25 protein-coding genes and 4 tRNA genes are annotated in these 26422 nt (G+C 44.3%); 16 read left to right on the forward strand and 13 right to left on the reverse strand.

Translation table 11 applies throughout. The annotated features are described in order from the left end of the window. Positions 1-208 precede the first annotated feature (208 nt). Positions 209-586, forward strand: a complete 378-nt coding sequence (locus ACXAGK_RS04625) for a hypothetical protein (RefSeq protein ID WP_474854493.1) — start codon at positions 209-211, stop codon at positions 584-586. Between the two features lie 123 nt (positions 587-709). Here the strand turns inward: ACXAGK_RS04625 and ACXAGK_RS04630 are convergent, their stop codons facing one another. Beyond that, the gene (locus ACXAGK_RS04630) at positions 710-1678 is read right to left on the reverse strand and encodes a calcium/sodium antiporter (protein WP_474854414.1); all 969 of its coding nucleotides are present in this window, start codon (positions 1676-1678) and stop codon (positions 710-712) included. Between the two features lie 250 nt (positions 1679-1928). Here ACXAGK_RS04630 and ACXAGK_RS04635 point away from each other — a divergent pair, with 250 nt between their 5' ends. Then, the gene (locus ACXAGK_RS04635; RefSeq protein WP_474854416.1) at positions 1929-3416 is read left to right on the forward strand and encodes a RimK family protein; all 1488 of its coding nucleotides are present in this window, start codon (positions 1929-1931) and stop codon (positions 3414-3416) included. Then, a complete protein-coding gene (locus tag ACXAGK_RS04640) occupies positions 3413-4687 on the forward strand; it encodes a GNAT family N-acetyltransferase/peptidase C39 family protein (protein WP_474854418.1) in 1275 nt (424 codons plus the stop codon). Before ACXAGK_RS04635 ends, ACXAGK_RS04640 begins: the two co-directional genes overlap by 4 nt. A 47-nt stretch (positions 4688-4734) precedes the next feature. Here ACXAGK_RS04640 and ACXAGK_RS04645 read toward each other — a convergent pair whose 3' ends face one another. From ACXAGK_RS04645 to bioA, 4 genes are all read right to left on the reverse strand, one after another. Then, a complete protein-coding gene (locus ACXAGK_RS04645) occupies positions 4735-5016 on the reverse strand; it encodes a hypothetical protein (protein WP_474854420.1) in 282 nt (93 codons plus the stop codon). 157 nt (positions 5017-5173) lie between these two features. Next, a complete protein-coding gene (locus ACXAGK_RS04650; RefSeq protein ID WP_474854422.1) occupies positions 5174-5389 on the reverse strand; it encodes a hypothetical protein in 216 nt (71 codons plus the stop codon). 40 nt (positions 5390-5429) lie between these two features. Further along, entirely contained in the window at positions 5430-5951 is a 522-nt protein-coding gene (locus ACXAGK_RS04655; RefSeq protein WP_474854424.1) for a DUF2937 family protein, read from the reverse strand. Positions 5952-6115: 164 nt separating this feature from the next. Further along, positions 6116-7381, reverse strand: coding sequence for an adenosylmethionine--8-amino-7-oxononanoate transaminase (bioA, locus tag ACXAGK_RS04660; protein WP_474854426.1), 1266 nt, complete (start codon positions 7379-7381; stop codon positions 6116-6118). 98 nt (positions 7382-7479) lie between these two features. On the opposite strand from bioA, the gene bioB reads away from it, so the two are divergent. Genes bioB through bioD form a run of 4 tightly spaced genes read left to right on the forward strand, consistent with a single transcriptional unit; the run spans position 7480 to position 11730 of the window. Continuing rightward, complete coding sequence (bioB, locus tag ACXAGK_RS04665; protein ID WP_474854428.1) at positions 7480-8604, forward strand: biotin synthase BioB; 1125 nt, start codon at positions 7480-7482, stop codon at positions 8602-8604. Beyond that, positions 8604-9962 (forward strand): aminotransferase class I/II-fold pyridoxal phosphate-dependent enzyme, encoded by a 1359-nt coding sequence (locus tag ACXAGK_RS04670; RefSeq protein ID WP_474854430.1) that lies wholly within the window; start codon positions 8604-8606, stop codon positions 9960-9962. The genes bioB and ACXAGK_RS04670 overlap by 1 nt, the downstream gene beginning before the upstream one ends. Positions 9963-10018: 56 nt before the next feature. Then, entirely contained in the window at positions 10019-10972 is a 954-nt protein-coding gene (locus ACXAGK_RS04675; protein WP_474854432.1) for a methyltransferase domain-containing protein, read from the forward strand. Then, positions 10969-11730: a dethiobiotin synthase gene (bioD, locus tag ACXAGK_RS04680; protein ID WP_474854434.1), complete on the forward strand. Its 762-nt coding sequence runs from the start codon at positions 10969-10971 to the stop codon at positions 11728-11730. Before ACXAGK_RS04675 ends, bioD begins: the two co-directional genes overlap by 4 nt. Here bioD and pepE read toward each other — a convergent pair. Beyond that, positions 11701-12423: a dipeptidase PepE gene (gene pepE, locus ACXAGK_RS04685; protein WP_474854436.1), complete on the reverse strand. Its 723-nt coding sequence runs from the start codon at positions 12421-12423 to the stop codon at positions 11701-11703. The genes bioD and pepE overlap by 30 nt on opposite strands. Before the next feature lie 93 nt (positions 12424-12516). On the opposite strand from pepE, the gene ACXAGK_RS04690 reads away from it, so the two are divergent. The 4 genes from ACXAGK_RS04690 (at position 12517) to ACXAGK_RS04705 (ending at position 16491) form a co-directional block, all read left to right on the forward strand. After that, the gene (locus ACXAGK_RS04690) at positions 12517-12993 is read left to right on the forward strand and encodes a low molecular weight protein-tyrosine-phosphatase (protein WP_474854438.1); all 477 of its coding nucleotides are present in this window, start codon (positions 12517-12519) and stop codon (positions 12991-12993) included. 126 nt (positions 12994-13119) lie between these two features. After that, positions 13120-14067 carry a FecCD family ABC transporter permease gene (locus ACXAGK_RS04695; protein ID WP_474854495.1) on the forward strand — a complete coding sequence of 316 codons (948 nt, stop codon included), beginning with the start codon at positions 13120-13122 and terminating at the stop codon, positions 14065-14067. Between the two features lie 142 nt (positions 14068-14209). Then, complete coding sequence (locus ACXAGK_RS04700) at positions 14210-14971, forward strand: ATP-binding cassette domain-containing protein (RefSeq protein ID WP_474854497.1); 762 nt, start codon at positions 14210-14212, stop codon at positions 14969-14971. 176 nt (positions 14972-15147) lie between these two features. Further along, a complete protein-coding gene (locus ACXAGK_RS04705; RefSeq protein ID WP_474807783.1) occupies positions 15148-16491 on the forward strand; it encodes a class II 3-deoxy-7-phosphoheptulonate synthase in 1344 nt (447 codons plus the stop codon). A gap of 91 nt (positions 16492-16582) precedes the next feature. Here the strand turns inward: ACXAGK_RS04705 and ACXAGK_RS04710 are convergent, their stop codons facing one another. From ACXAGK_RS04710 to ACXAGK_RS04720, 3 genes are all read right to left on the reverse strand, one after another. Next, positions 16583-16900, reverse strand: a complete 318-nt coding sequence (locus ACXAGK_RS04710) for a hypothetical protein (RefSeq protein WP_474854440.1) — start codon at positions 16898-16900, stop codon at positions 16583-16585. A gap of 247 nt (positions 16901-17147) precedes the next feature. After that, positions 17148-17363: a DUF3820 family protein gene (locus tag ACXAGK_RS04715; protein ID WP_025254677.1), complete on the reverse strand. Its 216-nt coding sequence runs from the start codon at positions 17361-17363 to the stop codon at positions 17148-17150. 3 nt (positions 17364-17366) lie between these two features. Beyond that, entirely contained in the window at positions 17367-19172 is a 1806-nt protein-coding gene (locus ACXAGK_RS04720; RefSeq protein ID WP_474854442.1) for an ABCB family ABC transporter ATP-binding protein/permease, read from the reverse strand. Positions 19173-19495: 323 nt separating this feature from the next. Between ACXAGK_RS04720 and moaA the strand changes: the two genes are divergently transcribed. After that, positions 19496-20464, forward strand: coding sequence for a GTP 3',8-cyclase MoaA (gene moaA / locus ACXAGK_RS04725; protein WP_474854444.1), 969 nt, complete (start codon positions 19496-19498; stop codon positions 20462-20464). A gap of 129 nt (positions 20465-20593) precedes the next feature. Further along, a complete protein-coding gene (locus ACXAGK_RS04730) occupies positions 20594-21121 on the forward strand; it encodes a GNAT family N-acetyltransferase (RefSeq protein ID WP_474854446.1) in 528 nt (175 codons plus the stop codon). A gap of 38 nt (positions 21122-21159) precedes the next feature. Here the strand turns inward: ACXAGK_RS04730 and ACXAGK_RS04735 are convergent, their stop codons facing one another. The 4 genes from ACXAGK_RS04735 to ACXAGK_RS04750 all read right to left on the reverse strand — a co-directional run bounded on the left by ACXAGK_RS04735 (position 21160) and on the right by ACXAGK_RS04750 (position 24256). Then, on the reverse strand, positions 21160-22782 hold the full coding sequence (locus ACXAGK_RS04735; protein WP_474854448.1) for a response regulator: 1623 nt from the start codon (positions 22780-22782) through the stop codon (positions 21160-21162). Positions 22783-23132: 350 nt separating this feature from the next. Further along, positions 23133-23208, reverse strand: a tRNA-Val gene (locus ACXAGK_RS04740). Positions 23209-23244: 36 nt separating this feature from the next. Continuing rightward, positions 23245-23320, reverse strand: a tRNA-Val gene (locus tag ACXAGK_RS04745). A gap of 459 nt (positions 23321-23779) precedes the next feature. Beyond that, complete coding sequence (locus tag ACXAGK_RS04750) at positions 23780-24256, reverse strand: hypothetical protein (RefSeq protein WP_474854450.1); 477 nt, start codon at positions 24254-24256, stop codon at positions 23780-23782. Positions 24257-24672: 416 nt separating this feature from the next. Between ACXAGK_RS04750 and gltX the strand changes: the two genes are divergently transcribed. From gltX to ACXAGK_RS04765, 3 genes are all read left to right on the forward strand, one after another. After that, entirely contained in the window at positions 24673-26082 is a 1410-nt protein-coding gene (gltX, locus tag ACXAGK_RS04755; protein ID WP_474807771.1) for a glutamate--tRNA ligase, read from the forward strand. 85 nt (positions 26083-26167) lie between these two features. Next, positions 26168-26243, forward strand: a tRNA-Ala gene (locus ACXAGK_RS04760). A 92-nt stretch (positions 26244-26335) separates the two neighbouring features. Then, positions 26336-26411 (forward strand) — tRNA-Glu (locus tag ACXAGK_RS04765). Positions 26412-26422 lie beyond the last annotated feature (11 nt).

The raw sequence follows: 26422 nt of genomic DNA on the forward strand, positions 1-26422 counted from the left end.
ATTCGCTTCGGCGATGTAAAAATAACCAATGAAATACAATCCAATAGCACGCTAGTATACCCAACATAAAGCGGGATGCCAGAGAACAGAGTGACAAATGGGAAATAAAAATGATTCAGGCACGTCGGTACATAACCAGCAGCAAACGCAGGGGGAATCGCAACGCGCGTCACAATCCTCTGCAACAGGCGATATTGACAGGCGTTCTATGACCTATGAGCAATTAGCTGAACGGCGTTCGACGCCACGCTCAAAAACTCCCTTTTATAAGGTAATGCTTGGCCTCAACGTGTTCGGTTGGGTGGGAATGGTGGTGGTTCTTATATTGTTTCACTACGCTCGGCCCGACTTCATTAGCGGGGTTCAGCAGTATTGGGGAATAGAAGGGGACTCATCTTGGTCTGAAGGTCATTTGTCTGCCATGACTATTATGCTGCAGGTATGCTTAATAGTAAGCCTTGTCAGCATTGTCATGCGTGCAAGACGCAATCGTCGACGCACAGACTCCTTCGGCGTAAACCTTATAATCTTGTTTGCTATTGCGGCAATTAGTTTAATAACTCTTGCGACTACGTTGGGGTTATAGCACAGGTTAACCAACGAAATTAATGGCGAGAAAATCAAAAAAGCTTGGCACTCACGTCAGTAGAGCAGCCAAGCTTTTAGTTGTTAGCTATAAATTTTTACTCACATTGCACAATTCTGCGGCTTAAATAAATGCTGCCTGAATTAGCCAATAGGTATAAGCAGCATAAGCAAGCACAAATGCCCCACCTTCAAGGCGATTAAGGCGACCTTGTCGTTTAATACCAATACAGAAAATAAAGAGTGCGACGGTAGAGGCGAACATCACCATGGCATCGCGGTAAAGGAACTCAGCCTCTACTGTCATAGGCTGTATCGTCCCTGCAATACCCACAACGGCTAGGGTATTAAACATATTAGAGCCAATAACATTGCCAATTGCTAAATCATGCTCGCCTTTTTTAACGGCCATTAATGACGACGCGAGTTCGGGTAGTGATGTACCAATTGCGATAACGGTAAGGCCGATTATCGTATCGCTTACACCAAAGAAGGTGGCGTATTCAACCGCGCCCCACACCAGCATGCGAGAGCTTGCAACAAGTAACAACAAACCCGCAATTAACCACATAACGTGGGTTTTAACGGTGCCTTCGTTACTATTGATTTCCTCATCGTATTCATCGGCAAGGGCGTCTTTATCGCCTTTCATTGCGTGATAGATACTCCATGAAATCAACAGTACAAATAGCCCCAGCAAAGAAAACGCGTCATCTTTGGAAACCGTTAAGTCCCATACCTGCCACACAGCAAAAAAAGTGATGCCCAGTAGTACGGGCAATTCTTTTTTGATAATTTCCGATCTAACCGCAATAGGGCTAATAACGGCGGTCAAACCTAAAATTAACAAAATGTTGGCGATATTCGAGCCGTAGGCGTTACCCAGCGCAATGCCCGAGTTACCTTGGTACGCGGCGAAAATAGAAACGATAATTTCAGGAGCGGACGTACCAAACCCAATAATAAGCATACCTATTAGGAGGGGCGATACACCATAATGATTAGCGACTGATGCGGCACCACCTACAAACTTTCCTGCACTCCAAAGCAGTACGGGTAACCCGATCAAAATAGCCACACTGGCTAGTAACATACTTACTCCTCAAACCATTTGTGTCGTTTTGTCTATCTCTATTTATAGACAAAATTAATAAACAAAAGCTCTATCAATAGATTTAATTGTACATCAGTTTTTATTGTCATTTCGATGAAAAAAAGCCGTGCAGATTGTGCTATGCAAAATTGAAGTTAGGCGTAAACTTCGCGACTAAATAACTGTGTATGCTATTTGAGCACCGCCGTTTACGTTTTAACTTACCTACCATCTTTTAGAAGCGACATTAATGCACAAAACCTTGATTGTTACTGACGATGTTATCCCTTTTCGTAACTCTTCATTAACTGTACTTACTTTTCAAGAATACCTTGCTGAGTTCCCAAAGCTAAACGAACCCAAAACCCGGGTTATTAATATTTGCGATACCACGCGATATTTAAGCGAGGGCTACTACTGTTCGCTGTTGGCTCAGGCTCGTAACCATTCTGTGTTGCCTTCAGTAAATACCATCAATGATTTGCGTATGGCTGAAGAGAAAAGTATCGATCGCATCGCTTTTTCCTTATCGGTATCTCAAGATAATACTGAAATTACTGATGAGCCTTTATTAGTACTTTTCGGTGAAGTGAAAGATCAGCGCTTTAAGCGCTTGGCCCGCCAAGCGTTTGAAAAATATTCGTATCCAGTATTGGTACTAAGCCTCATGGTTACCGATACCAACGAATTGCCAAAAGCTACGAATAAAGTACAAATTGAAGGCTTTGCAACGTTGCAAGCTAAAGCGTTTAAAGACTTAGATGCAGCGCAACAAGCACGCTTTATCGAGCAACTTGAGAAACAGGCAAAAATACAGTGGAAAGCGAATAAAACGAGCAAGCGCACGCGCTGGGATATGGCGATTTTGGTTAATCCAGAAGAAAGTACGCCTCCTAGTGATGAGCGAGCCATTAAAAACTTTGTAAAAGCGGCTGAAAAAGTAGGTTTTCGAGCTAATGTAGTCAGTCGCTTGTCGCAAGAAGAGCTAGGTCACTATGACGCACTGTTTATTCGTGAAACCACAGCAATTGACCACCATACCTATCGACTAGCCCGTGCCGCAGAGCGCGAAGGTATTGTGGTAATGGACGACACGCAGTCAATTTTGCGCTGTTGTAACAAGGTGTACTTGCAAGATGCGTTTGCATACCAAAAAGTGCCTGCGCCAAAAGCGACCTTTGTATCAAGCGCTACTGATGATGTATGCGAAAAACTCATTGCCGACTTTGGCTTGCCGTTGGTATTAAAGCTGCCAGAAAGTTCGTTTTCACGGGGTGTGCATAAAGCTGAAAATAAAGAAGCGTTAAAAGCGCGCTTAGAACAAATGCTAACTGAATCGGCGCTAGTGCTAGTTCAAGAATATATTTTTACTGAGTTTGATTGGCGAATTGGAGTGTTAGGCGGCAAGCCAATTTACGCTTGTCAGTACTTCATGGTGCGCAACCATTGGCAGATATACAACCATCAGGGCGATAGATTCTCCTCGGGTGGATTTACAACAATGCCTACGTTTGAAGTACCTAAGCCGGTATTACAAGCCGCTATCAAGGCCGCTAAAGCGGTGGGTGATGGCTTATATGGTGTAGATATCAAGCAAGCCGGTAACGCGGTTTATGTTATTGAAGTGAACGACAACCCAAGTATCGACTCGGGTGTGGAAGATAAATATTTAGGCAAAGAACTGTATGAATTAATTATGCAGGAATTTGCTGATAGGTTGGAGCAAAGAGGGCGATGATTACATCGGCTGAGCGAGTAATTGAAGTGAATAATGCAAGTCCACAGGAAAGCGCAAATCGTGCATATGGCCTAGCAGAAGGCGCGTCGAATACTAAGTCGGCACAAGGTGCCGGTGCGCCTTCAACGCAGTCGAGTGTAGTGCTGCGTGTTGCGACATTAAACGATCTTGCTTCGCTTCAGCATATTGAGCAAACCTGCTTTACAACGGACAGACTAAGTAAAAGTCGTTTCAAGTTTTACATTGATGCACAGCACGCAGAGCTAATCGTGGCCGAGCGTGCGCCGTGCAATTCAGGCTTGAACCTCGATACAAATAAGCCGGATTGCAATAGCATAGTAGGTTACGGACTTTTACTGCTGCGACGCGGAACACAACTTACCAGACTGTATTCTATTGCGGTGCTGCCCGAAGCGCGAGGGCTTGGCGTTGCTGAGAAGCTTATAAATAGCTTGGGGGAGCGGGCGCTTTTGCGGGGAAAGCGATTTATGCGCCTGGAAGTGGCAGTAGGTAATGCTGGTGCCATTGCTCTTTATAAAAAGTTAGGGTTTAGCCAATTCGGTATGTATACCGATTACTACGACGATCACACTGACGCATTGCGTATGCAAAAAGTATTGGTGCCGAGCAAGTCGGTTAAGCCAGAGATTTACCCGTGGTACCAACAAACAACGGATTTCACCTGCGGTCCGTCGGCATTGATGATGGCGATGTGTGCATTAAACAATCGCTATGAAATGACGCAAGAAAAAGAATTATCTTTGTGGCGCACAGCTACCACGATATTCATGATGTCAGGGCATGGTGGCTGTCACCCGGTGGGGTTAGCACTAGCTGCAGTAAATGAAGGTTATGCGGCGAAAGTAGTTATTAACCAAGACGTCCCGCTTTTTGTTGATGGCGTTAGAGATGCTAATAAGAAAGCGATAGTTGAAAACGTTGAATCTCAGTTTATGGAAGAAGCACGGAAAAAAGGCATTTCCGTTGAAATTTCTGACTGGCGGACTGACGTAATCGACCAAACCCTTAAAGCTGGCGGGGCAGTATTGTGCTTAATCAGCACATATGCGTTTGATAAGAAAAAAGTTCCCCATTGGGTTGCGGTGACTAGCTGCGATTCTCACTGCTATTATCTGCACGATCCAGATGCGAGTGAGGGGCAGCCTGTCGAGTATCAACACATTCCGGTTGCCCGTGAAGACTTTCTAAGGCTTGCCAGCTATGGCACGCGTAAAGTAAGAACATTGGTGCTCCTAAAAAATAAAAAGTAACGCCAATATCAAGCTAAGGTTTGAGGCAAAGTTAAATGCCCCAAGCCTTAGTGATGCACTTGTGTAACGTTAACCTTTCTATTCAGTGTTTTGAGCTGTGTTACCAATTGAGACAACTCTTTCACCGAACCTGAATAATCAATGTGCTTATTCATTTCCTGGCCTTTCACTGCACTTTGATAAAGCGCTTCACTTTCAAAGCATGCAGTTTGCTTATTTAACGCGTTCCATTCGGCTTCTAAGTCGCTCGGAATGCAATGACGTTTTGCAACAATTTTGTCTTTTATTTGCAACACTTTCCCGATCAGTAATTGAGCATCTGTAGGCATAATAGTATCTCCTTCGTAATTTCATTAGATAAGTTGCTGATATTTGGCTGTTTATCATCTACTAGGAATGATAATTCAGTTATTTGCATCTCACCGTTGAATAAAGGATTGCATTATTGATGCCACGTTCAATAAAAGGGTATTGGTAGTGATAGTTTCAAGGATAATCTGAAAGGCCCTGTTTATTCCGAATCTGTTCTAATCTTAAGCTGGTGGTATTTACATCGCCATCAACCATAAACTCATCGAGAATTGGCATTATTTCTGAAGCAAAGGTTTCCTCAGCATCACGGTCGAAAAATTGTGAAAAGCCGTCTGCTTCAGAAAGTGCTGAATAGGCTTCTTTAGTAAGTTTGTTCCTGTGCCTATCCAACTTTGGTCGTTTTACGAGAAGCGCAGTTCTGATTGGCGCGCTATTTATAGGAATAGCGTTTGGGCTTGTCTTTGATTTTCTTAACTTGGCAGTAGCAAAAGTGCGGTGTCCAAATTAATAAATTAAGCAAAATAGCGGTAATAAGGCTAAAGACGATTGAGGAGGGGGTTAGCGGTACGGATGGACTAAAATTGTCGAGTACTCGATTTAGCGTGCCGTACTGAGAAGGTGAGGCCATAAACACCAGCTTTTCGAAATAGTGGCCGTGCTCAAGTTTTCTCATACCCTGCTCCAGTGTGGTGATCTGGGCAAAGCGGCTCGCTTTCATTGACGCATTTTCACGCACTACCGGCTCGCTATTTTTCTGTAAACTGTCGAGCATGGCCTCTACAGAAGAAAAACCATGCTGTTTAGCGAGTACAGAGGAACTGGATACTTCATCTCTTAGTGCGTCATAGTAGCCATTTAAATATTGGCGGTAGTGGTCCGCTAAAATAGGTACCTGCAGTGTAATAATGAATAAAACTGCAAAGACCACTTTATCAAGAACACGCACTACCATTAAAAACTCGCTATAAAATAATCAGTATTGTCGACTCATTAGTGACCCGCCTAATCGTTGACTTCTGACATTCGTTTATAGAAGCCTTTTAACGCTAGGGGCTCTCGACATTGAACTCATCTCATGTAACAAAAAGTAAGTGTTAAGCGTAACAACCTCTCACGCTACTTCAAGGCTGTATAAATCGCATGGGTTAACTTACTTAATTGCTCGGAAGATATGATATAGGGAGGCATAATGTATACCAGTTTACCAAAGGGCCTTATCCACACGCCTTCTTCGACGAAATGACGCTGAATTTCGGCAACATTGACCGGATTTACAGTCTCAACCACCCCAATAGCGCCCAACACCCTAACATCAGCAACGCGGGGTAAGTCTGCACATTTTGCCAACTCGGTTTGTAATTGTTTCTCAATGGCGGGAATTTGTTGCTGCCAATGGTTTTCATTAATGAGTGATAAACTAGCGTTTGCCACAGCACAAGCTAACGGGTTGCCCATATAAGTTGGGCCGTGCATAAAAACGCCAGGCTCCCCTTGGCAAACCCCTAACGCAACATCTTCGGTACACAAAGTTGCGGCTAACGTCATATAGCCGCCAGTAATTGCCTTGCCTAAACACAAAATATCAGGCGAGATAGCGGCATGTTCACAAGCGAAGAGCTTACCTGTACGACCAAATCCAGTAGCAATCTCATCGCAAATTAACAGTACATCATAGGTGTCACATAGTTGGCGACAGCGTTTTAAGTATTCGGGGTGATAAATACGCATACCTCCCGCGCCTTGAACAATAGGCTCTAGAATTAACGCCGCCATGGTGTGGTGATGTTTCTCGAAAATCTCTTCAAGCGGAAGAATATCGTCTTCACTAAAGGTTTGACCAAAGCGAGTTTGGGGCGCAGGCGCGAAAATCTGCTTGCTTAATACACCTTCAAACAAACTGTGCATGCCGTTTACTGGATCGCACACACTCATAGCGGCAAACGTATCGCCGTGGTAGCCATTTCGCGGCGCAACAATACGTGACTTCTCAGTACGCCCTTGGCATGCCCAATATTGAATAGCCATCTTTATCGCTACTTCAACTGACACTGAACCAGAGTCAGCTAAAAACACTCGCTCTAAACCAGCTGGAACCATACTGAGTAAAGTTTTACATAAATCCACTGCTGGCTGGTGGGTGATACCGCCAAACATAACGTGAGAAAAAGCATCAATTTGCTTGTGCGCTGCATCGTTGAGTATGGGGTGGTTGTAGCCGTGAATAGCAGCCCACCAGCTAGACATGCCGTCTACTAACACTTCACCGGTGGCCAAGGTGAGCTCGGCGCCTTTTGCACCAACTACTTCGTAACAGGGAAGGGGGTTAACCGCCGAGGTATAGGGGTGCCAAATGTGTTGTTTATCAAATTCTATATTGTTCACGAATTAACCATTAGTAAGGGTTTTAAATTGGTCAGAGTTGACAACTCGATATTGGGGCATAGACTAAGCCAGCAATAATAATTAGTAAAGGACACTCAATGACGCTGGCTAGTGCGCCTTCTGCGCAAACGACAACTATTCGAAACGATTGGACCAAAGCCGAAGTCGAAGCTTTGTTCGCCATGCCATTTAATGATTTACTGTTTGATGCCCAAGTGGTACATAGACAGCATTTTAATCCTAACGAAGTGCAGGTTAGCACGCTTTTGTCGATTAAAACTGGTGCATGTCCTGAAGACTGCAAGTACTGCCCACAAAGCGCCCGTTATGATACAGGTCTTGAAAAGGAGCGCCTGCTAGAAATTGAAAAGGTTATCCAGCGTGCGAAAGAAGCAAAGCAAGTGGGCTCTACCCGTTTTTGCATGGGTGCCGCTTGGCGAAACCCGCGCGACAGAGATATGCCTTACATTTTAAAGATGGTTGAAGAGGTGAAAAGTTTAGGGCTGGAAACCTGTATGACGCTGGGCATGCTAACCCGTGACCAAGCAGTCGCACTTAAACAAGCGGGCTTGGATTACTATAACCATAACTTAGACACCTCACCGGAATACTACGGCGATATTATCACGACCCGTACTTACCAAGACCGATTGAATACGTTAGAGAACGTGCGTGCTGCAGGTATGAATGTTTGCTCAGGTGGCATTGTGGGCATGGGAGAAACGGTGAGCGACCGCGCCAGTATGCTGGTGCAGCTAGCAAACCTTCCCGAACAGCCGCAAAGTGTGCCTATTAATATGTTAGTAAAAGTTAAAGGTACACCACTCGATAGCGTAGAAGACTTGGACTATTTCGAGTTTATCCGCACTATTGCTGTTGCTCGTATCATGATGCCCAAGTCACATGTGCGCTTGTCGGCAGGCCGCGAAGCCATGAACGAGCAAATGCAGGCGCTGTGTTTTATGGCAGGCGCGAATTCCATTTTCTATGGCTGCAAGCTGTTAACTACGTCAAATCCAGATACCCATGAAGATGTTATGCTGTTCAAAAAGCTTGGTATTAATACTGAGCGTACAAGAGGTTACTCAGACGAAGCACATCAACAAGTGTTAGAAGAAGAAATTGCCCAGCAGCAAGAACAAGCCGACGACAGTAACGACTTGTTTATTGATGCAACCAAGCCTAAGGTAGCGCCAAAGAAACAGCAATTAACGGAGGCGTAATGGCCTTTCACTGGTTAGACGATTCGCTGAGCGCACGTGCTGAGCAAGGCTTGCTGCGCCAGCGCAACTGCCAACAATACGAAAAAGACAGCATTATTTGCATTAATGGTGAGCACTACCTTAATTTTTCTAGCAACGATTATTTGGGAATGCGCCAGCATGAAGGCGTATTGCAAAGTTGGGTTGAGGGGCTAGCGCAATTTGGTGGCGGCAGTGGTGCATCACCCTTGGTAACGGGGCATACGCAGGCTCATTTAGCGCTTGAAGCTTATATTGCCGATGGTTTAAACCGAGAAGCTGCGCTGTTGTTTAACTCTGGCTTTGCAGCTAACCAAGCCTTGTGTATGGCACTTTTTCCTCACATGTCTCACGCTGGCAGTAGCGGGGCGCCTGGGCACATTATTGCTGACAAGTTCATGCATGCGTCGTTTTTAGAAGGGGCGCAGTGTGTATCCGAGCGCGCCAAGCTTCGCCGCTTTAAGCATAACGATCTTAACCATTTAGAAAGCGTGCTTTCAGGTATTTGCAATACCCCTTTGCTTGCTGCGGATGAGCATAGCGAAATTAATGCTGACGCTAATTTAAAATCAAGCCACCAAGATATTCTTATTGCCAGTGAAGGTGTGTTTAGCATGGACGGTGATGTCGCGCCTTGCAAAGATATAGCCGATATCGCCGCGAAATATAATGCATGGTTTATGTTAGACGATGCACATGGCATGGGAGTTTTAGGCGAAAATGGTTTTGGTACTGTAGAAGCACTTAACTTAAGCCAGCAACAGGTTCCGGTTGTTATGGGAACCTTCGGCAAAGCGGTAGGCACAGCAGGCGCATTTATTGCCGGAAGCCAAACCCTTATCGATTATCTGGTGAATTTTTCTAAGCACTATGTGTATTCCACCGCCATGCCCCCAGCGCAAGCGGTGGCAACCTTATACTCACTCACCCATATCGCCAGTGATACCGCTCGTCGCGAGTTGCTTATCAACAATATTTCCTATTTCAGAGAGGCGTTCCAAAAACGTTTTGGACAGACACTCAATGCGGACAAGGAAAGCGATAATTCAGACCATATCACCTTAGGAGCCTCGCAAAGCGCTATTCAGCCCGTTATTGTCGGCAGTCCCGAGCGTGCCGTTGCGTTAAGTGAAGGTCTAAAACAACGGGGGATTTGGGCAGCCGCTATCCGGCAACCAACCGTACCGAAAAGTCAAGACAGGCTGCGTATAACCTTAACCGCGAATCATACGACTCAAGATATCGATGTGTTAATTGATGCGCTTGAATTGTCGCTCAATGGTTTGAAGGAACTATCGCGCGATGGGTTAAGTGAGCCTTCTGCGAAAAGGGAAGCATAGAGTACGATGTATGCCGTAACAGCCCTAAGTTCCACAAACCAGAAAGAGATGTAAAAATGTCGGCAAGCCCAGCTGTGAAATCAGCGTCATTGACAGAGCCCTTGAAACCTTTTGAAGGTAAGACGGCAAGTGATACAGCAAAAGTGCTTCCTAATCATGAAGACGCTTTCTTAGCAGAGTGTTGTGATTCCACTGTTGCCGAATCAGCCGACGGTACCGGCAAAGCTAACAAAGCGGTTACTGCACAAGAAATTACTGAACAGAGCATCGCACACCGTTTCTCAAAAGCGGCAGTAAAGTACGACAGTATTGCGTGTATTCAGCGTAATATTGCCGAGCAGGGGTTAGCAAACTTGCCAAAGGCTTTGCAGGGCGAGGCCCTCGATATAGGCTGTGGAACGGGCATTCATACACAGGCACTTTCAAAAAAAGGTGCTGTTGCAACTGGTGTAGACATTGCTGAGGGTATGTTGGCGCAGGCACGAAAAAAGTACTCTGACCCCATTTTCGTAAAAGGTAGTGCTGTTGATTTACCTTTCTCTGAAAACACGTTTTCAACGGTGTTTTCGTCCATGGCGCTACAGTGGGCAAGCGACACAAGTCTTGTTGCTAGCGAGATCTCGCGAGTGCTTAAACAGGATGGTATCGCTGAGCTGGCTATTATGGTGTCTGGCTCTTTTGGTGAACTTAGAACGGCCCGCAAAGTGGCGCAGCTCCCTCAAGCAGAAACTCATTTGCCGGCAACCGCGCAGTGGGTAAACGGGTTTAAGCAATCAGGGCTCCGATTACAACGAGTTATTACCAAAGATTATGTTGATACTCACCAAGATATTATGTCGCTACTGCGTTCAGTGAAAGGTGTAGGAGCGGGTGAGACTGGCCAAAAACAACCTCCGCTTACCCGTCAAGATATTAAAAAATTAGCCATGGCGTACAGCAATATGAGTGGTGTAGAAAGTAAGTTACCGCTTACCTACCGCGTAAGTCATTTTAGATTGGAAAAACGATGAAGCAGTATTTCATTACCGGTACCGACACAGAGGTAGGGAAAACCTATGTCACCTGCCAATTACTAAAAGCAGCGCAAAAAGCATCGCTTACCGGCATCGGCTATAAACCTATTGCTGCTGGTTGTGAGCAGGTTAACGGTGAGTGGGTTAACGATGATGCGCTAAATATACAAAAAGCATGCGCGAAAATACGCGAAAACAAAGCCATTAAAGCTATAGATAATAGCGAGCTAAAAAGCGCAAGCGAAGAAAATGGACAGACACTTCCTTTACATCAAATAAACCCTATCGCATTAAGGTCGCCCATTGCGCCACATATTGCTGCACTTGAAGAAGGCGTGGCGTTAAGCTTTGAAAAAATTGCGCAAGGCCTTGATAAACTGCAAGCTTATCAGCCAGATCTACTGTTGATGGAAGGTGCAGGAGGGTGGCGATTACCCTTAATCGTGGGCGATGAGTATACGCCTACGTATTATCTATCCGATGTTGTGAAAACGCTCAACATGGACGTAATTTTCGTTGTGGGTATGCGTCTAGGCTGCTTAAACCATGCGCTATTAACCGCAGAAGCGATACGCGCAGATGGGCTAAAAATCAAAGGGTGGGTAGCCAACGACATCACAGGTAACATGACGCGATACCAGGAAAACCTGCATTCTCTAAAAGCCATGTTACCCGAGCCGCTGCTGGCAGAAATTCCCTACCAGCGTGAGCCTGATGAAGAGGCGCTATTCGCCGCTATCAAGCAAATAAGTTAAATCATCACCTGAATTAATTGGCTTTTTTTCTTCACCTAAAAAGATGAAGCCGTCTTTTTCACCGACTAAAGTAAGTTGGTTATCACAAAGACGTAACGCCGTGCCTTCACGGATAGCCACTACCGGCGTGGTTGGGTTTAGCGTTGTAAACTCGGCCAATCGCTGATCGCGGGTTTCACCATTATGGCCAGGAGGCTGATAATCGGTGTAGTGCGGGTTCAACTGAAACGGCACGATATCAAGCGCATCAAAACTAGGCGGCTCAATAATAGGCATGTCATTAGTGGTTCTAATTGATTCGCCACAGATATTCGAGCCCGCGCTCCATCCAATATAAGGCGTGCAATCGGCGATGGCGTGCTTTATTGGCACAATAAGCGCGTTCGCATAAAGTGTTGAAAGCAGGTGAAAGGTGTTTCCTCCACCTACCACAATAGCTTGGCCATTTTTCTTCGCATTGTTTACGGCGGCCACGGGGTCTTCTACTGTGTGTAGCCCAGTAACATTGCATTCTGGCAGGGCAGTAGCAACAGCATCTACATAGCTGTCGTACGTTTGAGTTACAGCGGCGTAAGGAACAAATAGGAGGTCGCGAATTTCGCCTAAGTGTGCAAAAATAAGTTCTCTAGCGTGCTCTAGGTAAGCCTCGTCGCCTTGACGAGAGCTACTTAGCATAAGTACATGTGCGGTCATACTAACTCCACAATTTTTCTGACGGCGTATCATACGCGAAACTGGGCACAAAGTTTAGTCGCGCTCCGTCACTGCGTTTAAATAGGATTTTGAATGAAACAATCTACATCGGTGTTGTTCGTGTGTTTGGGTAATATTTGCCGCTCTCCAACAGCAGAAGCCGTGTTCAAGCACAAAGCTGCACAAGCCGGGTTAAGTATTGAAATTGATTCTGCGGGAACGCACGGTTACCACATTGGGAAACCAGCAGATAAGCGTTCACAGGCGGCTGGGGTAGAGCGAGGTTACAGCTTTAAGGGGCTTAAATGTCGCCGTGTTGATGAAAGTGACTTTGAGCGCTTCGACTATATTTTAGCTATGGATAATAGCAACCTTGCAAATTTGCATGGTATGTCGCCAAGCCAGTACCAGGAAAAAATTAAGCTATTTCTGGACTTTGCAAATGTAGAAGACAAAGAAGTGCCTGACCCATACTACGGAGGGAAGCGCGGCTTTGAGTTGGTGTTAGATTTAATTGAAGAAGCATCGGACGGTTTGATTGCGCACATTAAGCAAACCCAACAACTATAATCAGAAGCTTTATCCACAAGCCATAACTGAGAAGCGGCATTGCGAACCAAATCTAGAACGCATATTAAGAACCGATTTTGAGAGCCGATTTTGAAAACCATTGAAACTAAACGCCCAGCCCTTTCTTTGGTTGTAATAACGCTACTTTGTTTGTTAGCCGTTGGCGTGGTGGGTGTCATTGGCGTGACAGGGTTTGCTAACACGGCTGCTGACTTAAAGCAGCATATTATCGTTCAGCTTCAAATACCGCTTATACTTACCGCATGCTTAGTAGGGGCGGCGCTTTCCGTAAGTGGCGCAACCTTACAGGTGGTACTTCGAAACCCGCTAGCCGACCCAGGAATCATAGGTATCACCAGCGGAGCGAGTTTAGTTGCCGCACTATTGCTACTGTTAACGCCGCAATGGGCTACAGCCTACCTGCATTACTTACTGCCTTTTGGGTGCTTTGTGGGTGCCTTGTTATCTACTTTTGTTATTTATCGTTTAGCCAGAAAATTGCTAGGCTCCTCCACTGCGGTAATTCTTGCTGGTATTGCCATATCGACGCTCAGTGGCGCTGTTATTGCCTGGCTTTATATGTTCAGCGACGCTGATGCCCTTCGCAACCTTACTTTTTGGCTAATGGGCAGCTTATATCAAACTAACTGGTTAATTTTATCGGTTGGAGGCCCGTTGATCGTTATAGCTGTAGGTTTACAGCTTTTTTACGCGGGTGATTTAAACAAGCTATACGCCGGAGAACTTGCGGCAAAAAGTAGCGGTGTGGATGTGGAAAAACTTACCGAACGTGCCCTCATCGTTTGTGCTATCGCGGTGGGTACGGCGGTGTCGATGGCCGGGTCTATCGCTTTTGTGGGCTTATTAGTGCCTCATATTTTGCGTTTGATCATCGGGCATAACAATCGCTATTTATTGCCGTTAAGTGCGTTAAGCGGTGCAAGCCTTTTAATGTTGGTAGCGCTATGCTCTGAAATGACTCGCGCTATTACACTTCCTGTCTCTATGGTTACAGCAACGTTAGGTGGCCCGTTACTTATTTGGGCGCTGGCAAAAGGCCAGCTCAAAGGCTGATGAAATGACGTCCCCGAATCCTTTTACGCAAAAGCAACCTGATTCTTATCGTAATGAAGAGCAAAGCACTGGTGAACGTCATGCAGTCAGCTACAACAGAGCGCCTTGCATCAAAAGTCGCGAAAGCGTTTCGGATGCCTCAATGATTTTAAGCCTGCAAAATGTGCGCATTGGGTCACGGCTATGGGTGGAAGACTTAAGCGCGAAAAAGGGCGAATGTATCCATATCATAGGGCCAAACGGGGCAGGGAAGTCAACGCTGCTACTTACACTAGCAGGACTGATTGACGCTGATGAAGGTAAAGTAATACTGCATGGCAAGCCAATGGGGAGTTGGTCTCTTGCCACGCTTGCTAGCGTACGTACTTTGTTAGCTCAGCAAAGTGAAAATGGTTTTCACTTGTCGGTGAAGGAATATTTAAGCTTTTACGCAACAGCACAGCAAGGTGAACTAATTCCTTCGGTTTTAGAAAAAGCCCTTGAAGTGTCGGGATTCTTAAACAAAATCCTTACCCAGCTTTCTGGCGGAGAACGCCAGCGCGTAGAAATTTGTCGAGCGCTCTTACAAATTTGGCCCCAGTTAGAGCGGGGAGAGGGGTTAGCGTTTTTAGATGAGCCATTGCAAGGACTTGATATAAGGCACCAATATGCGCTGGCTAGTTTAGTAAAATTCCTTTGCAATGAAGGTAACACCATACTAATGACGTCTCACGATATCGCGCTTAGCGCTAACTACTGCAATAGTCTATGGTTAATGCACGAAGGTCGTATGGTCGCATTGGGTGAGCCTAAAGATGTAGCAACTCAGGCAAACCTTGAGAAGGTATTTGAATGCCATTTTGCTATAAGCAAGCACGATAACTTTCTAGAAATTCAAGTTTGCGCACCTATTTCCTTAGAATAAATGTGGTAAAGTGCCACCACATTTTTTAGATTCATATTTTCACATTAGGCTGATTATAAAAATGCGTTACAGGCATACTGTGAAGCGCGCTACAGTCTTATTATTCGAAGCATTAAGTTTCAATAACTATTTTCAGTAAAACGTTTGCCCTACGTTTTTTATTCAGGAGAACACCGTTGAGTAATTGGCAAGTAGACAGTTGGAGAAATAAACCTATTCTTCAGCAACCAGAGTACGACGACAAAGTACGTTTAAATGAAGTAGAGCAAACACTAAGTTCTTATCCTCCACTCGTGTTCGCTGCTGAAGCCCGTGAACTTAGACGTCAGCTAGGTGAAGTGAGCCTGGGTAAAGGCTTTCTTTTACAAGGCGGCGACTGCGCTGAGTCGTTTGACGAGTTTAACGCACCTAAAATTCGCGATACCTTTAAAGTTATCCTTCAAATGGCGATTGTGCTTACCTTTGCCGGTCGCTGCCCGGTGACTAAGGTTGCACGTATGGCTGGGCAGTATGCTAAGCCGCGTTCATCAGATTTTGAAACCCGTGGTGACGTGACCTTGCCAAGCTATCGCGGCGATATTATTAATAACTTTGAGTTTACTGAAGCAGCACGTCGACCTGACCCTGATCGCTTGTTAGAAGCGTACCACCGCAGTGCTTCAACCTTGAACCTTCTTCGCGCATTTGCGCAAGGTGGTTTGGCCGACCTTCACGAAGTGAACCGTTGGAACATGGCGTTTGTTGAAAACAGCCCGCTTAAAGAGCGTTACTCTGATATGGCCAACCGTATTCAAGACACCCTTGAGTTTATGGATGTTATTGGCATTAACGCACAAACTAGCTCTACGCTACATGAAACCTCGCTGTTTACGTCGCACGAAGCCTTGCTATTAAACTACGAACAGGCGCTTACGCGTATCGATACCCTTACCGGCAAGCCTTACGACTGTTCCGCGCATATGGTGTGGATTGGTGAACGTACTCGTCAACTTGATCATGCGCACGTGGAGTTTTTCCGAGGCATTCACAACCCAATTGGTGTGAAAGTGGGGCCGAGCATGCAGGAAGACGAGCTTATTCGTTTAATTGATGCGCTTAACCCGCTAAACGATCCGGGTCGATTAACGCTTATTACTCGCATGGGAGCTGATAACTTAGCTGACAACCTGCCACGACTACTGCGCAAAGTAAAAGCGGAAGGCAGACATGTTGTGTGGAGTTCTGACCCGATGCACGGCAACACATTCTCGGCGTCTAGCGGCTATAAAACCCGTAACTTCGATGCAATTTTGAAAGAAATTAAACAGTTCTTCCAAGCGCATGAAGCAGAAGGTACTCACGCTGGTGGTATTCACCTTGAAATGACCGGTCAGCACGTAACGGAATGTACGGGTGGTGCTTATCAAATTAGCGATGATGATTTAGCCCAGGCTTATAAAACCCAGTGCGATCCGCGCTTAAATGCAGACCAAGTGCTTGAAATGGCATTCTTGGTAGCTGATCATTTGCGTAATGCGTAATGCGTAATGCGTAATGCGTAATGCTTAATGCGTAATGCGTTAACCGCAGTAAGACTTATAAACGGGCAGCGAAACGAACGCTGCCCGTTTTTTATAGCAGCTGTTCTCTTTCTTCTTCACTTAAAATTCCGGTGAAGATGGTTTCTCTTCTTAAATTAGCGGTACGCTCGTCATCGGCTAACAATAACGCTTTAAATACATCGGGTTCATTGCGTGCTTCTATAATACCCTTCCATAGTAGGTAGCTACCATAACGCATCATTTTGTTTTGATATCGGGTTTCTAAAGTGTGTTCGGCTTGCTCAAAAAGCTCGGGGTGCGATATCAATTTTTCAGCTATGGCGCTGTGAATTTTTTTGATGCGTTCGTTTACGTCATTTCGACGTTGCTTTCTGGGTCTTGCAAACATAAATATTCTTGCTGTTTTGGTGTGCCTATTACGGGAAAATTTAAGTAAAAATACGACGTTGAATTATCTATTTATAGCGCTTTTTATCTTACCTTTTGTCTTATTTAAGTGGGTAAACCAACCACAAAGGCAGGGAGTAACAGAACTTAAGATTGTTATCACCATCGATGTAAGTAGGCGATCTGTATTAAAACTTAAGCAATAAGGCAATGCTCGTTATAAAGCAGTTATCGTCATAAGGCAGTTGCTAGTCATCATCTAAAAGGGGCTCTACTACAGACTCTAAGCCGTTTAACTTTATTTCATACATTAAAGCGAGCTGCTCACCTAACTTGTTTTCAGGGAAGCCCTGTTTGTGAAACCAAACCAAATAAGGCTCTGGCAAATGAAAAAGGCGTCTTCCAGCATATTTTCCGAACGGCATTACTTGATTAATGGCGGCTTTTATAAGCGTTGGGTCCATCTATTAACTACCTTCTACATCTTTATCTTCATCTTCACGCTGTTGAGCTTGCCATAGGGTTGCGTATTCACCGCCTTGTTCCAGCAAGTAAGTGTGTGTCCCTTCCTCTACTATGGTACCGTTTTTTAGTACGAGGATCTTGTCGGCATCGACAATAGTGGACAGTCTATGGGCTATGACCAAGCTAGTATGTCCCTTAGCTGCATCGCGAAGGGCTGACAAAATTGCTCTTTCTGATGTGCTATCTAATGAGCTGGTGGCCTCGTCGAAGATCATAATGGGCGCACCTTTAAGTAAGGCTCGTGCGATAGATACGCGCTGTTTTTCGCCGCCAGAAAGTTTTAGTCCTCGCTCACCTACGGTTGTTTCTAATTTTTCAGGCAAGCTTTCTACAAAGGTTTCAAGGTGTGCAAGCTTTATCACTTGTTTAATATCTTCATCGCTGGCATCGGGGTTACCGTAGCGAATATTTTCTAGCAATGTGGTGTTAAACAGTACCGTATCCTGGGGGACGATACCGATATGTGAACGCAGACTTTGTTGCGTTAGCAAGGCAATATTGTTTCCGTCTATGGTAATGCTGCCCTGTTGAGGGTCATAAAAACGGAAAAGCAACTTCATTAGCGTAGATTTTCCCGCGCCGCTTTCGCCTACTACGGCTACCTTGGCGCCAGGCGCTACGTCAAAGCTAAATCCGTTTAATATTTTCCTATTTTCGTTATAAGCAAAATGCACATTATTAAAGCGTATTGCTGGGTTGGCGCAGGTTAATTCGGTGGCGTTGTCTGCATCTTTGATAGCAGGGGTTTGGGATAGAAGGTCGAATAACTTATCGATATTGGCAAGGCTGCCACGAATTTCACGGTATACAAACCCCAAAAAGTTTAAGGGCATGAAAATCTGCATAGTGAAGGCGTTGATGAGTACAAAGTCGCCAATGGTCATTTCGCCATTCATAACTCCAAAGGCAGCGTTTGCCATCATTGAAGTCATGGCAATGGCAATAATGGCGGCTTGTCCACCGTTTAATGCAAACAGCGATAAGCGGTTCTTCCGTCGCGCCTTTTCCCAAGCAGCTAAGTCTGTATCGTACCGGTTGGCTTCAAAGGATTCGTTATTGAAATATTTTACAGTCTCAAAGTTAAGCAGGCTGTCTACCGCCCTTGAGTTAGTGGTTGAGTCTGCTTCATTCATTTGTGTGACAAAGCGAGTGCGCCAATCTGTCGCTTTCATCGAAAAACCAATATAGGCCACAACGCTGAGCACAATTATCAGCGCGAAAGATACGCCGAACTGAAATAAGAGCAAGCCAACTACAAGAGCGATCTCTAACAGAGTAGGGACAATATTAAACACCATAAAGCGCATTAAAAAGCTGACGCCATTGGTGCCGCGCTCGATATCTCGGGACAACCCGCCTGTGCGTCGATTCAGATGAAAGCCTAAGTCTAGATTGTGTAAATGCTTGAAAACCTTAAGCCCTAGACGGCGCATGGCGCGCTCAGTAACGCGACCGAATAGCGTATCTCGCACTTCGCCGAGTAAAACATTCAGTAAGCGCAGCGTTCCATAGGCAACGATTAAGCTAATAGGAACCGCCAAAGCTAGCGTGGTTAAATCGCCATTTAAGCTATCAACGGTGTACTTCAGCACGTAGGGCAGGCCAATACTGGCAAGCTTCGCTGCTACTAGGCACAGCAGCGCTAAAAATACGCGTTGCTTAAACTCGAGAAGATAAGGCCAAAGCTGTGAGAGAACGTGCCATTTAACAGGTTCGTCGACATTGGTAGGAAAACGGTTTTTTCTCATTTTATAGTGTGCTTTATTGTTTGGTTTACTGTACTAAGAGCGGGAAGGTTTAGAAAATAACTTGGCGTAAACCTTTTATTAGGAATTGAACAAGCTTGCCCATATATAATTATTCTCGCCTTTTGTGATACGTTTTGAAATAGGCTAGAGATTAAAATGGTCTTATTTATAGCAACGAATGTGTTTAATTTTAATTTCACCCCGCGTACACTAGGCTAGTTTAATTTAGTTACCTTGTAATTTACTCAATGACTTGCTGGGTTTTGTAACGTCTAAAAATCTCTGTAGCGATTCATAAAGCAGCAAAGGATTAAGGAGTTGGTTTGTTAGAAGATAGTTTCGGTAGACAGTTTCACTATTTGCGTTTGTCAGTGACCGAAGCGTGCAACTTTCGCTGTCAGTACTGTTTGCCAGATGGGTACGAAGGCCCGTCGAGCGATCAGTTTATGACATTAAGTGAAATTGATATCTTACTAAAAGCATTCGCTCAGTTAGGTACTTCAAAAGTGCGTCTAACAGGCGGTGAGCCAACGCTGCGAAGAGACTTCCTTGATATCTTACAACTGACCAGTAATACGCCGGGTATAGAGCGCGTGGCAATGACGACACACGGTGCGCGAATGGAAAAGTTTGCCCACCAGTGGAAAAATGCAGGCTTAGATCAAGTAAACGTCAGTATCGACAGTTTAGACCCACGGCAATTCGCCGCTATAACAGGGCAGGACAAGCTAAAAGCTGTACTGCGAGGGTTGGATGCAGCCATTGATGCTGACCTTGATGTAAAAGTTAACTCTGTTTTACTCAATGACTTTTCTGATAGCCGTTTACATCGGTTTCTTGCTTGGCTTAAAGATATGCCGGTGACGCTCCGTTTTATCGAGTTGATGGAAACAGGCGATTTAAACCAATTTTTCAATAAACAACATCAAAGCGGTTCACCATTAAAAACTACCCTGTTAGACATGGGGTGGCAGCCCTTATTGCGTAGGAAAGATGCTGGGCCAGCGCAAGAATTTTATCACCCTGATTATGCAGGCAAGATTGGTTTAATCATGCCGTACAGCAAGGACTTTTGTAAAACCTGTAATCGTCTTCGTGTCTCCGCGCCAGGCAAGTTACACCTTTGCTTGTTCAGTGAAAACGGTATAGACATGAGACATCTTCTTGCCAATGGCAATGTGGATGACGTGGTGGCTTTCCTACAAGATGTGCTGGGTCAAAAGCACGAAACCCATTATCTACATGAAGGAAAAACTGGGGCCACAAAGCATCTGGCTATGCTAGGAGGCTAAAAAAATTCGCCTACGTTAAGGGAAAATGTAGGCCAAAATAAAAAGCATCGAATAAGTTTGGTTTGTTGTAAAAATAAGCTATATTCAGCGATGAAAGTATATTAAAAATAATAATGATAAAGGAAGTATATGCATATCAAGGACAGTGCGCGTCTCTCCTACCACTATATCACCGATAAAGACGCCGATTTTTTATGGGAGCTCGACCAAGACGAGCTTGTTATGAAGTATATCAATGGTGGTAAGAAATCCTCCAAAGAAGATGTTCGCGATATTTTCGTTCCTCGTTTTCAAGCTTACTCTAACCCTGCTTTGGGGTGGGGCTTATGGCGTGTAGAGACACTAGTAGAAAAAGAAAGCATTGGGTGGATTTTGGTTCGCCCTTTTGGCTTTTTTACCCAACACCCTGAAAGTGACAACATGGAATTAGGTTGGCGCTTTAAAAGTCAAAAGTGGGGGAAGGGTTACGCCACTGAGGCTGCTCATGCAATAAAAAGTGCCTTGTATGACATAGGTGTAGAAAAGTTTTCGGCAATTGCTAATCCTGAAAACAGTGCGTCTATCAATATCATGAAAAAGCTAGGCATGACATTCAGTCATGAGCTTGAATATAAAGACAAACTCTATCATGAGACAGTGGTTGTATATTCTAACTAGGCAGGTGCATGATTAAATCAAAGGACGTATTGGTAAAATCACTTGTTCTTCAATATGTTCTTCACACTCTGGTAGCGTGCCTGTTGGTCTTCAGATAGGGCTGTTGTTTCAAGAGTCTCTCTGCATTTGTTAATTGCAGCTACTGTGTCAGGAAGCATAGGCGCGTTTGCTTTTCTCGCTCTAATAATGGCTTGAAGATAGTTCAGTGCAATTGAGGGGTTTTTAGGCATAACACGAAACGCCTGAGCGAAGGTGGTATAAGATTGCTCCAAATTACCTCGTTTATACTGGGCGACAGCTGAGTTGTTGAGTGTTTTAGGGCTTAATGTAATTGCTTCTTTTTCTTCTTTTTCCTGCTTTAAATACGTCGCCATTAGGTTTAATTCATCAGCGCTTTCTTCTTGATTTGAAGAAATCGCATCTAAGATTGCAATAGACTCTTTTTTAAGTCCAACCTCATGCAGCGCTTTGGCTCTATCGAGTAATGCTTCTGTGGAGTGATGTTGGGCGTGGTCTGTGTGAAAGTCTGACAGAAGCATCTGTGCTTTCACCGTTTCATCTTTTAGATAGTGAAGTCGGGCATCGATCACTGTTAATTCGTCATTTACCGCTGCTTTTGGGTGGGCTTTTTTCAGCTGACGTAAATATTCATTGGTTTGTTTAACAATGCTGTTTACGTGTTCAGGCTCAGACGTCATCGCGAAATCAACACCGGCTCTTGCTGCAGTTAGATAAATATCTGGTTTATCGTAGATAGAGTTTTTCGCATAGCGTACTACTTTCTTCGCACTGTTAAACTGGCTTTCGTAATCGTGTGTGATACGAGCGAGGTTTATCGCTCTCTGATGCCGGGGGATATTCTGAGGAGAAATGTTGCATGCTAGCACTGTGCATTCTAGCGCATCATCAAACGCTGACTGTTTAATTTGTAGTTTGGCGAGTAAGTCGTATGCGTCTAATGCAGCATCAGGGCGCATCGCCAGTTGGATGATTTCTCTTTCTGCATCATCAAGCTGATTGAGTGCCAAGAGGCTTTTTGCAATTCCCATTTGAGCCCAGCTAAAATCTTGGATGTTTATTATTGTCTCAAAGAAGGCCAAAGCTTCCTGGAATCTCTCTGTGATAATAAACAAATCACCTTTAATCTTCATTGCTAGAGGAAAGTGTTCGGCATGCTCGGGTTGTAACAAGAAATGCTCGATTTCGGCGAGTGCCTTTTCATAGTTCTGTTTGTCCATGAATGAGTAAACATTTTCAAGAGCCTTTTTCCTTGCTAGAACGCGCGAAAGCCGACGGTCTAATTCGTTAACGGAAAACGGCTTAGCAATGAATTCATCTGGTTGCAGTTCGATAATTGCGTGGACGACTTCTGCTGATGTGTCTGCGCTAGTGAAGATAAATGCGCTGGTGAGCGGCAGTGAGTGAGACTCATTGAGTTGCTCTAGTAAAAAGTACCCGCCTTGTTCTGAACGTAAGTTATACGAGCAAATGATGGCGTCATAGGTGTGTTCTTGTAGCGCTGACAGAGCATGAGAGGGCCTATCAACATAGTCCATATTCCTAAAACCTAGCTGCTCAAGGGCATAGTGCATATGGCTTTTTGCCAGCACCTGATCTTCGGCAATTAACAACTTAGTATTTCTAGCTAAGTGTAGCTTCATTAAAGGGTAGCCTTTAGGACGTTATGGAACTCACCATACCACGATAATTATTTTTAAAGTATAGCTCGTCAGTGAGACTATCGCACAGTTAAGGTAATTCGTAGTGAATATAGACAGCAGGAATTTCGTTGTGAATAGGGTGGTTAAGTGATTGGTACGATTTTGGAAGGTGCAATATTTGGCAGAGCTAAGTGGTAAGTGTAAGTGACAGCATTGCTGAAGTAGTTTTTTACAAGTGATTGATTTTGTTTAGAATGTGAATTGCTTTTGCACTATCTAGGTGAAGATAAAATGATAGTATTGCATTATAAGATGTGAATTCGTTGAATTTTAAGAATACTTAAAGAAGATGGTGGACGCTACTGGGCTTGAACCAGTGACCCTCGCCTTGTAAGGGCGATGCTCTCCCAACTGAGCTAAGCGTCCATATTTTGATTTCACTATTTAGCCACTGTGAAGAAGTGGTGGACGCTACTGGGCTTGAACCAGTGACCCTCGCCTTGTAAGGGCGATGCTCTCCCAACTGAGCTAAGCGTCCATATTTTGTAAAACCTTGCCTAAGCAAGTGGGGCGGTATTATAGAGTCGGTTCCGTTAGTGTCAACAATAAAATTAAAGAAAAATGACTGTGTGCCCGAAATTTAGCCACTCTGACTGTATCTTAACTAAAATGATGAAAAGAACAGCGTTTTTTAATGTCGTTTTGAATTCTTTTATATCCAAAAACTGCACGGTGCGTTTCTTCGAACTGGTAAGAAGTGGACAGACACTTGCTTCCTCTTCAGATTTTAGTGGACAGACACTTATTCAGCTCGACCAAAAGAAGTGAACGCGGAAGTGCGATGTTTTAATGGACAGACACTTAAACCAACCTAATAGAGTGCTTGTGTAAAAGAGACAGCTCTTTTTGGACAGTCACTTTCTTATTGAGGAAAGTGTTTACCCCTACTGTTACGTAAGCGTGCAGTAATTACCACATTCAGATGTCATTCTTACTCTTATGACTCAGTGTAGGTTAAATACCAGTTATTTGATAAGTGGATATCATACGTTACTATATCATCTCTAGACTTTAATGATTTTATAGCGTTCTTTTTCACGCCATGAATTGTCTTATCATAGATTATGGGGTGGCGAACATTATGTCTGTATTTATAGCTATAGCCGCTACCAGCAAAGCCTAAGACATCTCTAACCAAAGTAATTGTACAAATCTGATTTTCCGGTTTCACGACTATTTGAATTATATTCATTTTATTCAGTAAGCGAGACAATCCACCGTTTTCCAGGTCACCCGGTGTAGCTCTTAATGTTGGGATTTTCTCAACATCTTGGCAAACAATATCTTCGATTTTTTCAAATACTAAAGTGTTGTCATAAAACTCATTAATGTACTTTTCCTCTAAGTCGCGGGGAGGAAGTAAAAGAAAAATAAAAACTATCCATAAAACAACTAATAAAATAAGTTTCTTCATATTTTGTCCTTGACCAAAGAACCGCAATATTGTGAGGGTTTTTAAACCATTCTTTGAAAACTAAAACAGCTGTTACAAACTCTACTCAACTAACAAAATTGGAGAGGAAAGGGGACAGACACTTAAACCAACCTAATTGAGTGCTTTTATAAAAGAGATTGCTCTTTTTGGGCAGCCACTTTCTTATTGAAGAAAGTGTTTACCCTACAGTTACTCGAAAAGTTGATTATAGATTTATCTAAGTGTGTGTCCATTGCAGCAAGAATGGATATAGAAGGAATAAGCTTGAAGGTAAGTGACTGTCCACTTTCTTCTCCTCTTTTACATTGTTCTATTCTCAACTTACTTTTGAAGTAGCGCGTAGACTGGTAGAATGCGCCCATCTTTAGAAATACTATTAACAATAGAGAGTGACCATGTCGGTTGTTACACGATTTGCACCCAGCCCAACAGGCTATCTTCACGTTGGTGGCGCACGAACTGCGCTTTATTCTTGGCTTCTTGCGAAAAGCAAAGGCGGTGAGTTTGTTCTTCGTATTGAAGATACAGATATCGAGCGTTCAACTGAAGAAGCTAAGCAGGCTATTTTAGACGGTATGCAATGGTTAGGTTTAACTTGGGATACAGGCCCTATCTATCAAACTGAGCGTTTTGATAGATATAAAGAACTTATCCAGCAGCTTTTGGATGAAGGTAAAGCGTATAAATGCTTTATGAGCTCTGAAGAGCTAGATGCAATTCGTGAGGCGCAAAAAGAGCGCGGTGAAAAGCCTCGTTATCCTGGCACATGGAGAGACAGAACGGACCACCCTGAAGGTGAACCGTTTGTTATTCGCTTCAAAAACCCTTTAGAAGGCAAAGTTGTTATTAACGATCATGTTCGCGGAAAAATTGAGATTAGCAATACAGAGCTAGACGATCTCATTATTCAGCGCACTGATGGCACGCCTACCTATAACTTCTGTGTAGTTGTAGATGATTGGGACATGGGGATTACCCATGTAGTGCGTGGTGAAGACCATATTAATAACACGCCACGCCAAATCAATATACTTGAAGCCCTTAATGCGCCAGTTCCAGAGTACGCTCACGTTTCTATGATCTTGGGTGATGACGGCAAAAAGTTATCAAAGCGACATGGTGCGGTAAGTGTAATGCAGTATCGTGATGACGGCTTCCTACCACAAGCGGTGCTTAACTATCTTGTTAGGTTGGGCTGGTCTCACGGCGACCAAGAAGTTTTCTCTGTCGACGAGATGATTGAGAAATTTAGTTTGGATGCAATAGGGCAGTCTGCGTCGGCATTTAATACAGAAAAACTAATCTGGTTAAATCAGCATTACATAAAGACGTTGCCAGCAAGTGAGGTTGCCTCACATGCTAAATGGCATTTCGAACAGCTAAATGTTGATTTAACAACAGGTCCAGCGCTTGAATCTATTATTGCTATTCAAGCGGATAGAGTTAAAACGCTTAAAGAGTTAGCAGAGATTTCCACTTACTTTTATCAAGACTACGAAGATTTCGATGCGAACGCAGCGAAAAAACATCTTCGCCCAGTCGCTCGAGGCCCATTAGAGCTTGCTAAAGATAAATTAATGGCAATTGAAGAGTGGAACCCAGAAAATATTCAAGCTGCTATTAATAGCACGGCTGAAGAACTGGAAGTAGGTATGGGTAAAGTAGGCATGCCGCTGCGTGTAGCTGTGACAGGTGGCGGTAATTCACCGTCTCTAGATATCACGTTGAATCTTATCTCAAAAGAGAAAATTGGCGAGAGAATCGACAAAGCGCTTACTTTTATAGCAAACAGAGAAAATTCATAAAAAAAGCGTTGACATGACAGAGGGGGATGCCTAGAATGCGCCCCGCTGTCACGGAACAGTCACACAAAATGACTGGTACCATGATGGGGCCATAGCTCAGCTGGGAGAGCGCCTGCATGGCATGCAGGAGGTCGGCGGTTCGATCCCGCCTGGCTCCACCAAGTCACATTGAGTTGTGGTTTGATATAGGCTGAAGTTGTTAAAGCAACTTCGGACTGAAATTTCAAAGCTTTAGCTTCGAAAAAAGAATTCAGTCCCCTTCGTCTAGAGGCCTAGGACACCGCCCTTTCACGGCGGTAACAGGGGTTCGAATCCCCTAGGGGACGCCATTTTATCGCGT

The sequence above is a fragment of the Alteromonas sp. ABM1_013 genome (assembly GCF_056160505.1).

Coding starts and splice junctions, on each gene's coding strand:
- ACXAGK_RS04625 (WP_474854493.1), top strand. CDS start 209: ATGACCTATGAGCAATTAGCTGAACGGCGTTCGACGCCACGCTCAAAA.
- ACXAGK_RS04630 (WP_474854414.1), bottom strand. CDS start 1,678: ATGTTACTAGCCAGTGTGGCTATTTTGATCGGGTTACCCGTACTGCTT.
- ACXAGK_RS04635 (WP_474854416.1), top strand. CDS start 1,929: ATGCACAAAACCTTGATTGTTACTGACGATGTTATCCCTTTTCGTAAC.
- ACXAGK_RS04640 (WP_474854418.1), top strand. CDS start 3,413: ATGATTACATCGGCTGAGCGAGTAATTGAAGTGAATAATGCAAGTCCA.
- ACXAGK_RS04645 (WP_474854420.1), bottom strand. CDS start 5,016: ATGCCTACAGATGCTCAATTACTGATCGGGAAAGTGTTGCAAATAAAA.
- ACXAGK_RS04655 (WP_474854424.1), bottom strand. CDS start 5,951: ATGGTAGTGCGTGTTCTTGATAAAGTGGTCTTTGCAGTTTTATTCATT.
- bioB (WP_474854428.1), top strand. CDS start 7,480: ATGACGCTGGCTAGTGCGCCTTCTGCGCAAACGACAACTATTCGAAAC.
- ACXAGK_RS04670 (WP_474854430.1), top strand. CDS start 8,604: ATGGCCTTTCACTGGTTAGACGATTCGCTGAGCGCACGTGCTGAGCAA.
- ACXAGK_RS04675 (WP_474854432.1), top strand. CDS start 10,019: ATGTCGGCAAGCCCAGCTGTGAAATCAGCGTCATTGACAGAGCCCTTG.
- bioD (WP_474854434.1), top strand. CDS start 10,969: ATGAAGCAGTATTTCATTACCGGTACCGACACAGAGGTAGGGAAAACC.
- pepE (WP_474854436.1), bottom strand. CDS start 12,423: ATGACCGCACATGTACTTATGCTAAGTAGCTCTCGTCAAGGCGACGAG.
- ACXAGK_RS04690 (WP_474854438.1), top strand. CDS start 12,517: ATGAAACAATCTACATCGGTGTTGTTCGTGTGTTTGGGTAATATTTGC.
- ACXAGK_RS04700 (WP_474854497.1), top strand. CDS start 14,210: ATGATTTTAAGCCTGCAAAATGTGCGCATTGGGTCACGGCTATGGGTG.
- ACXAGK_RS04710 (WP_474854440.1), bottom strand. CDS start 16,900: ATGTTTGCAAGACCCAGAAAGCAACGTCGAAATGACGTAAACGAACGC.
- ACXAGK_RS04715 (WP_025254677.1), bottom strand. CDS start 17,363: ATGGACCCAACGCTTATAAAAGCCGCCATTAATCAAGTAATGCCGTTC.
- ACXAGK_RS04720 (WP_474854442.1), bottom strand. CDS start 19,172: ATGAGAAAAAACCGTTTTCCTACCAATGTCGACGAACCTGTTAAATGG.
- ACXAGK_RS04730 (WP_474854446.1), top strand. CDS start 20,594: ATGCATATCAAGGACAGTGCGCGTCTCTCCTACCACTATATCACCGAT.
- ACXAGK_RS04735 (WP_474854448.1), bottom strand. CDS start 22,782: ATGAAGCTACACTTAGCTAGAAATACTAAGTTGTTAATTGCCGAAGAT.
- ACXAGK_RS04750 (WP_474854450.1), bottom strand. CDS start 24,256: ATGAAGAAACTTATTTTATTAGTTGTTTTATGGATAGTTTTTATTTTT.
- gltX (WP_474807771.1), top strand. CDS start 24,673: ATGTCGGTTGTTACACGATTTGCACCCAGCCCAACAGGCTATCTTCAC.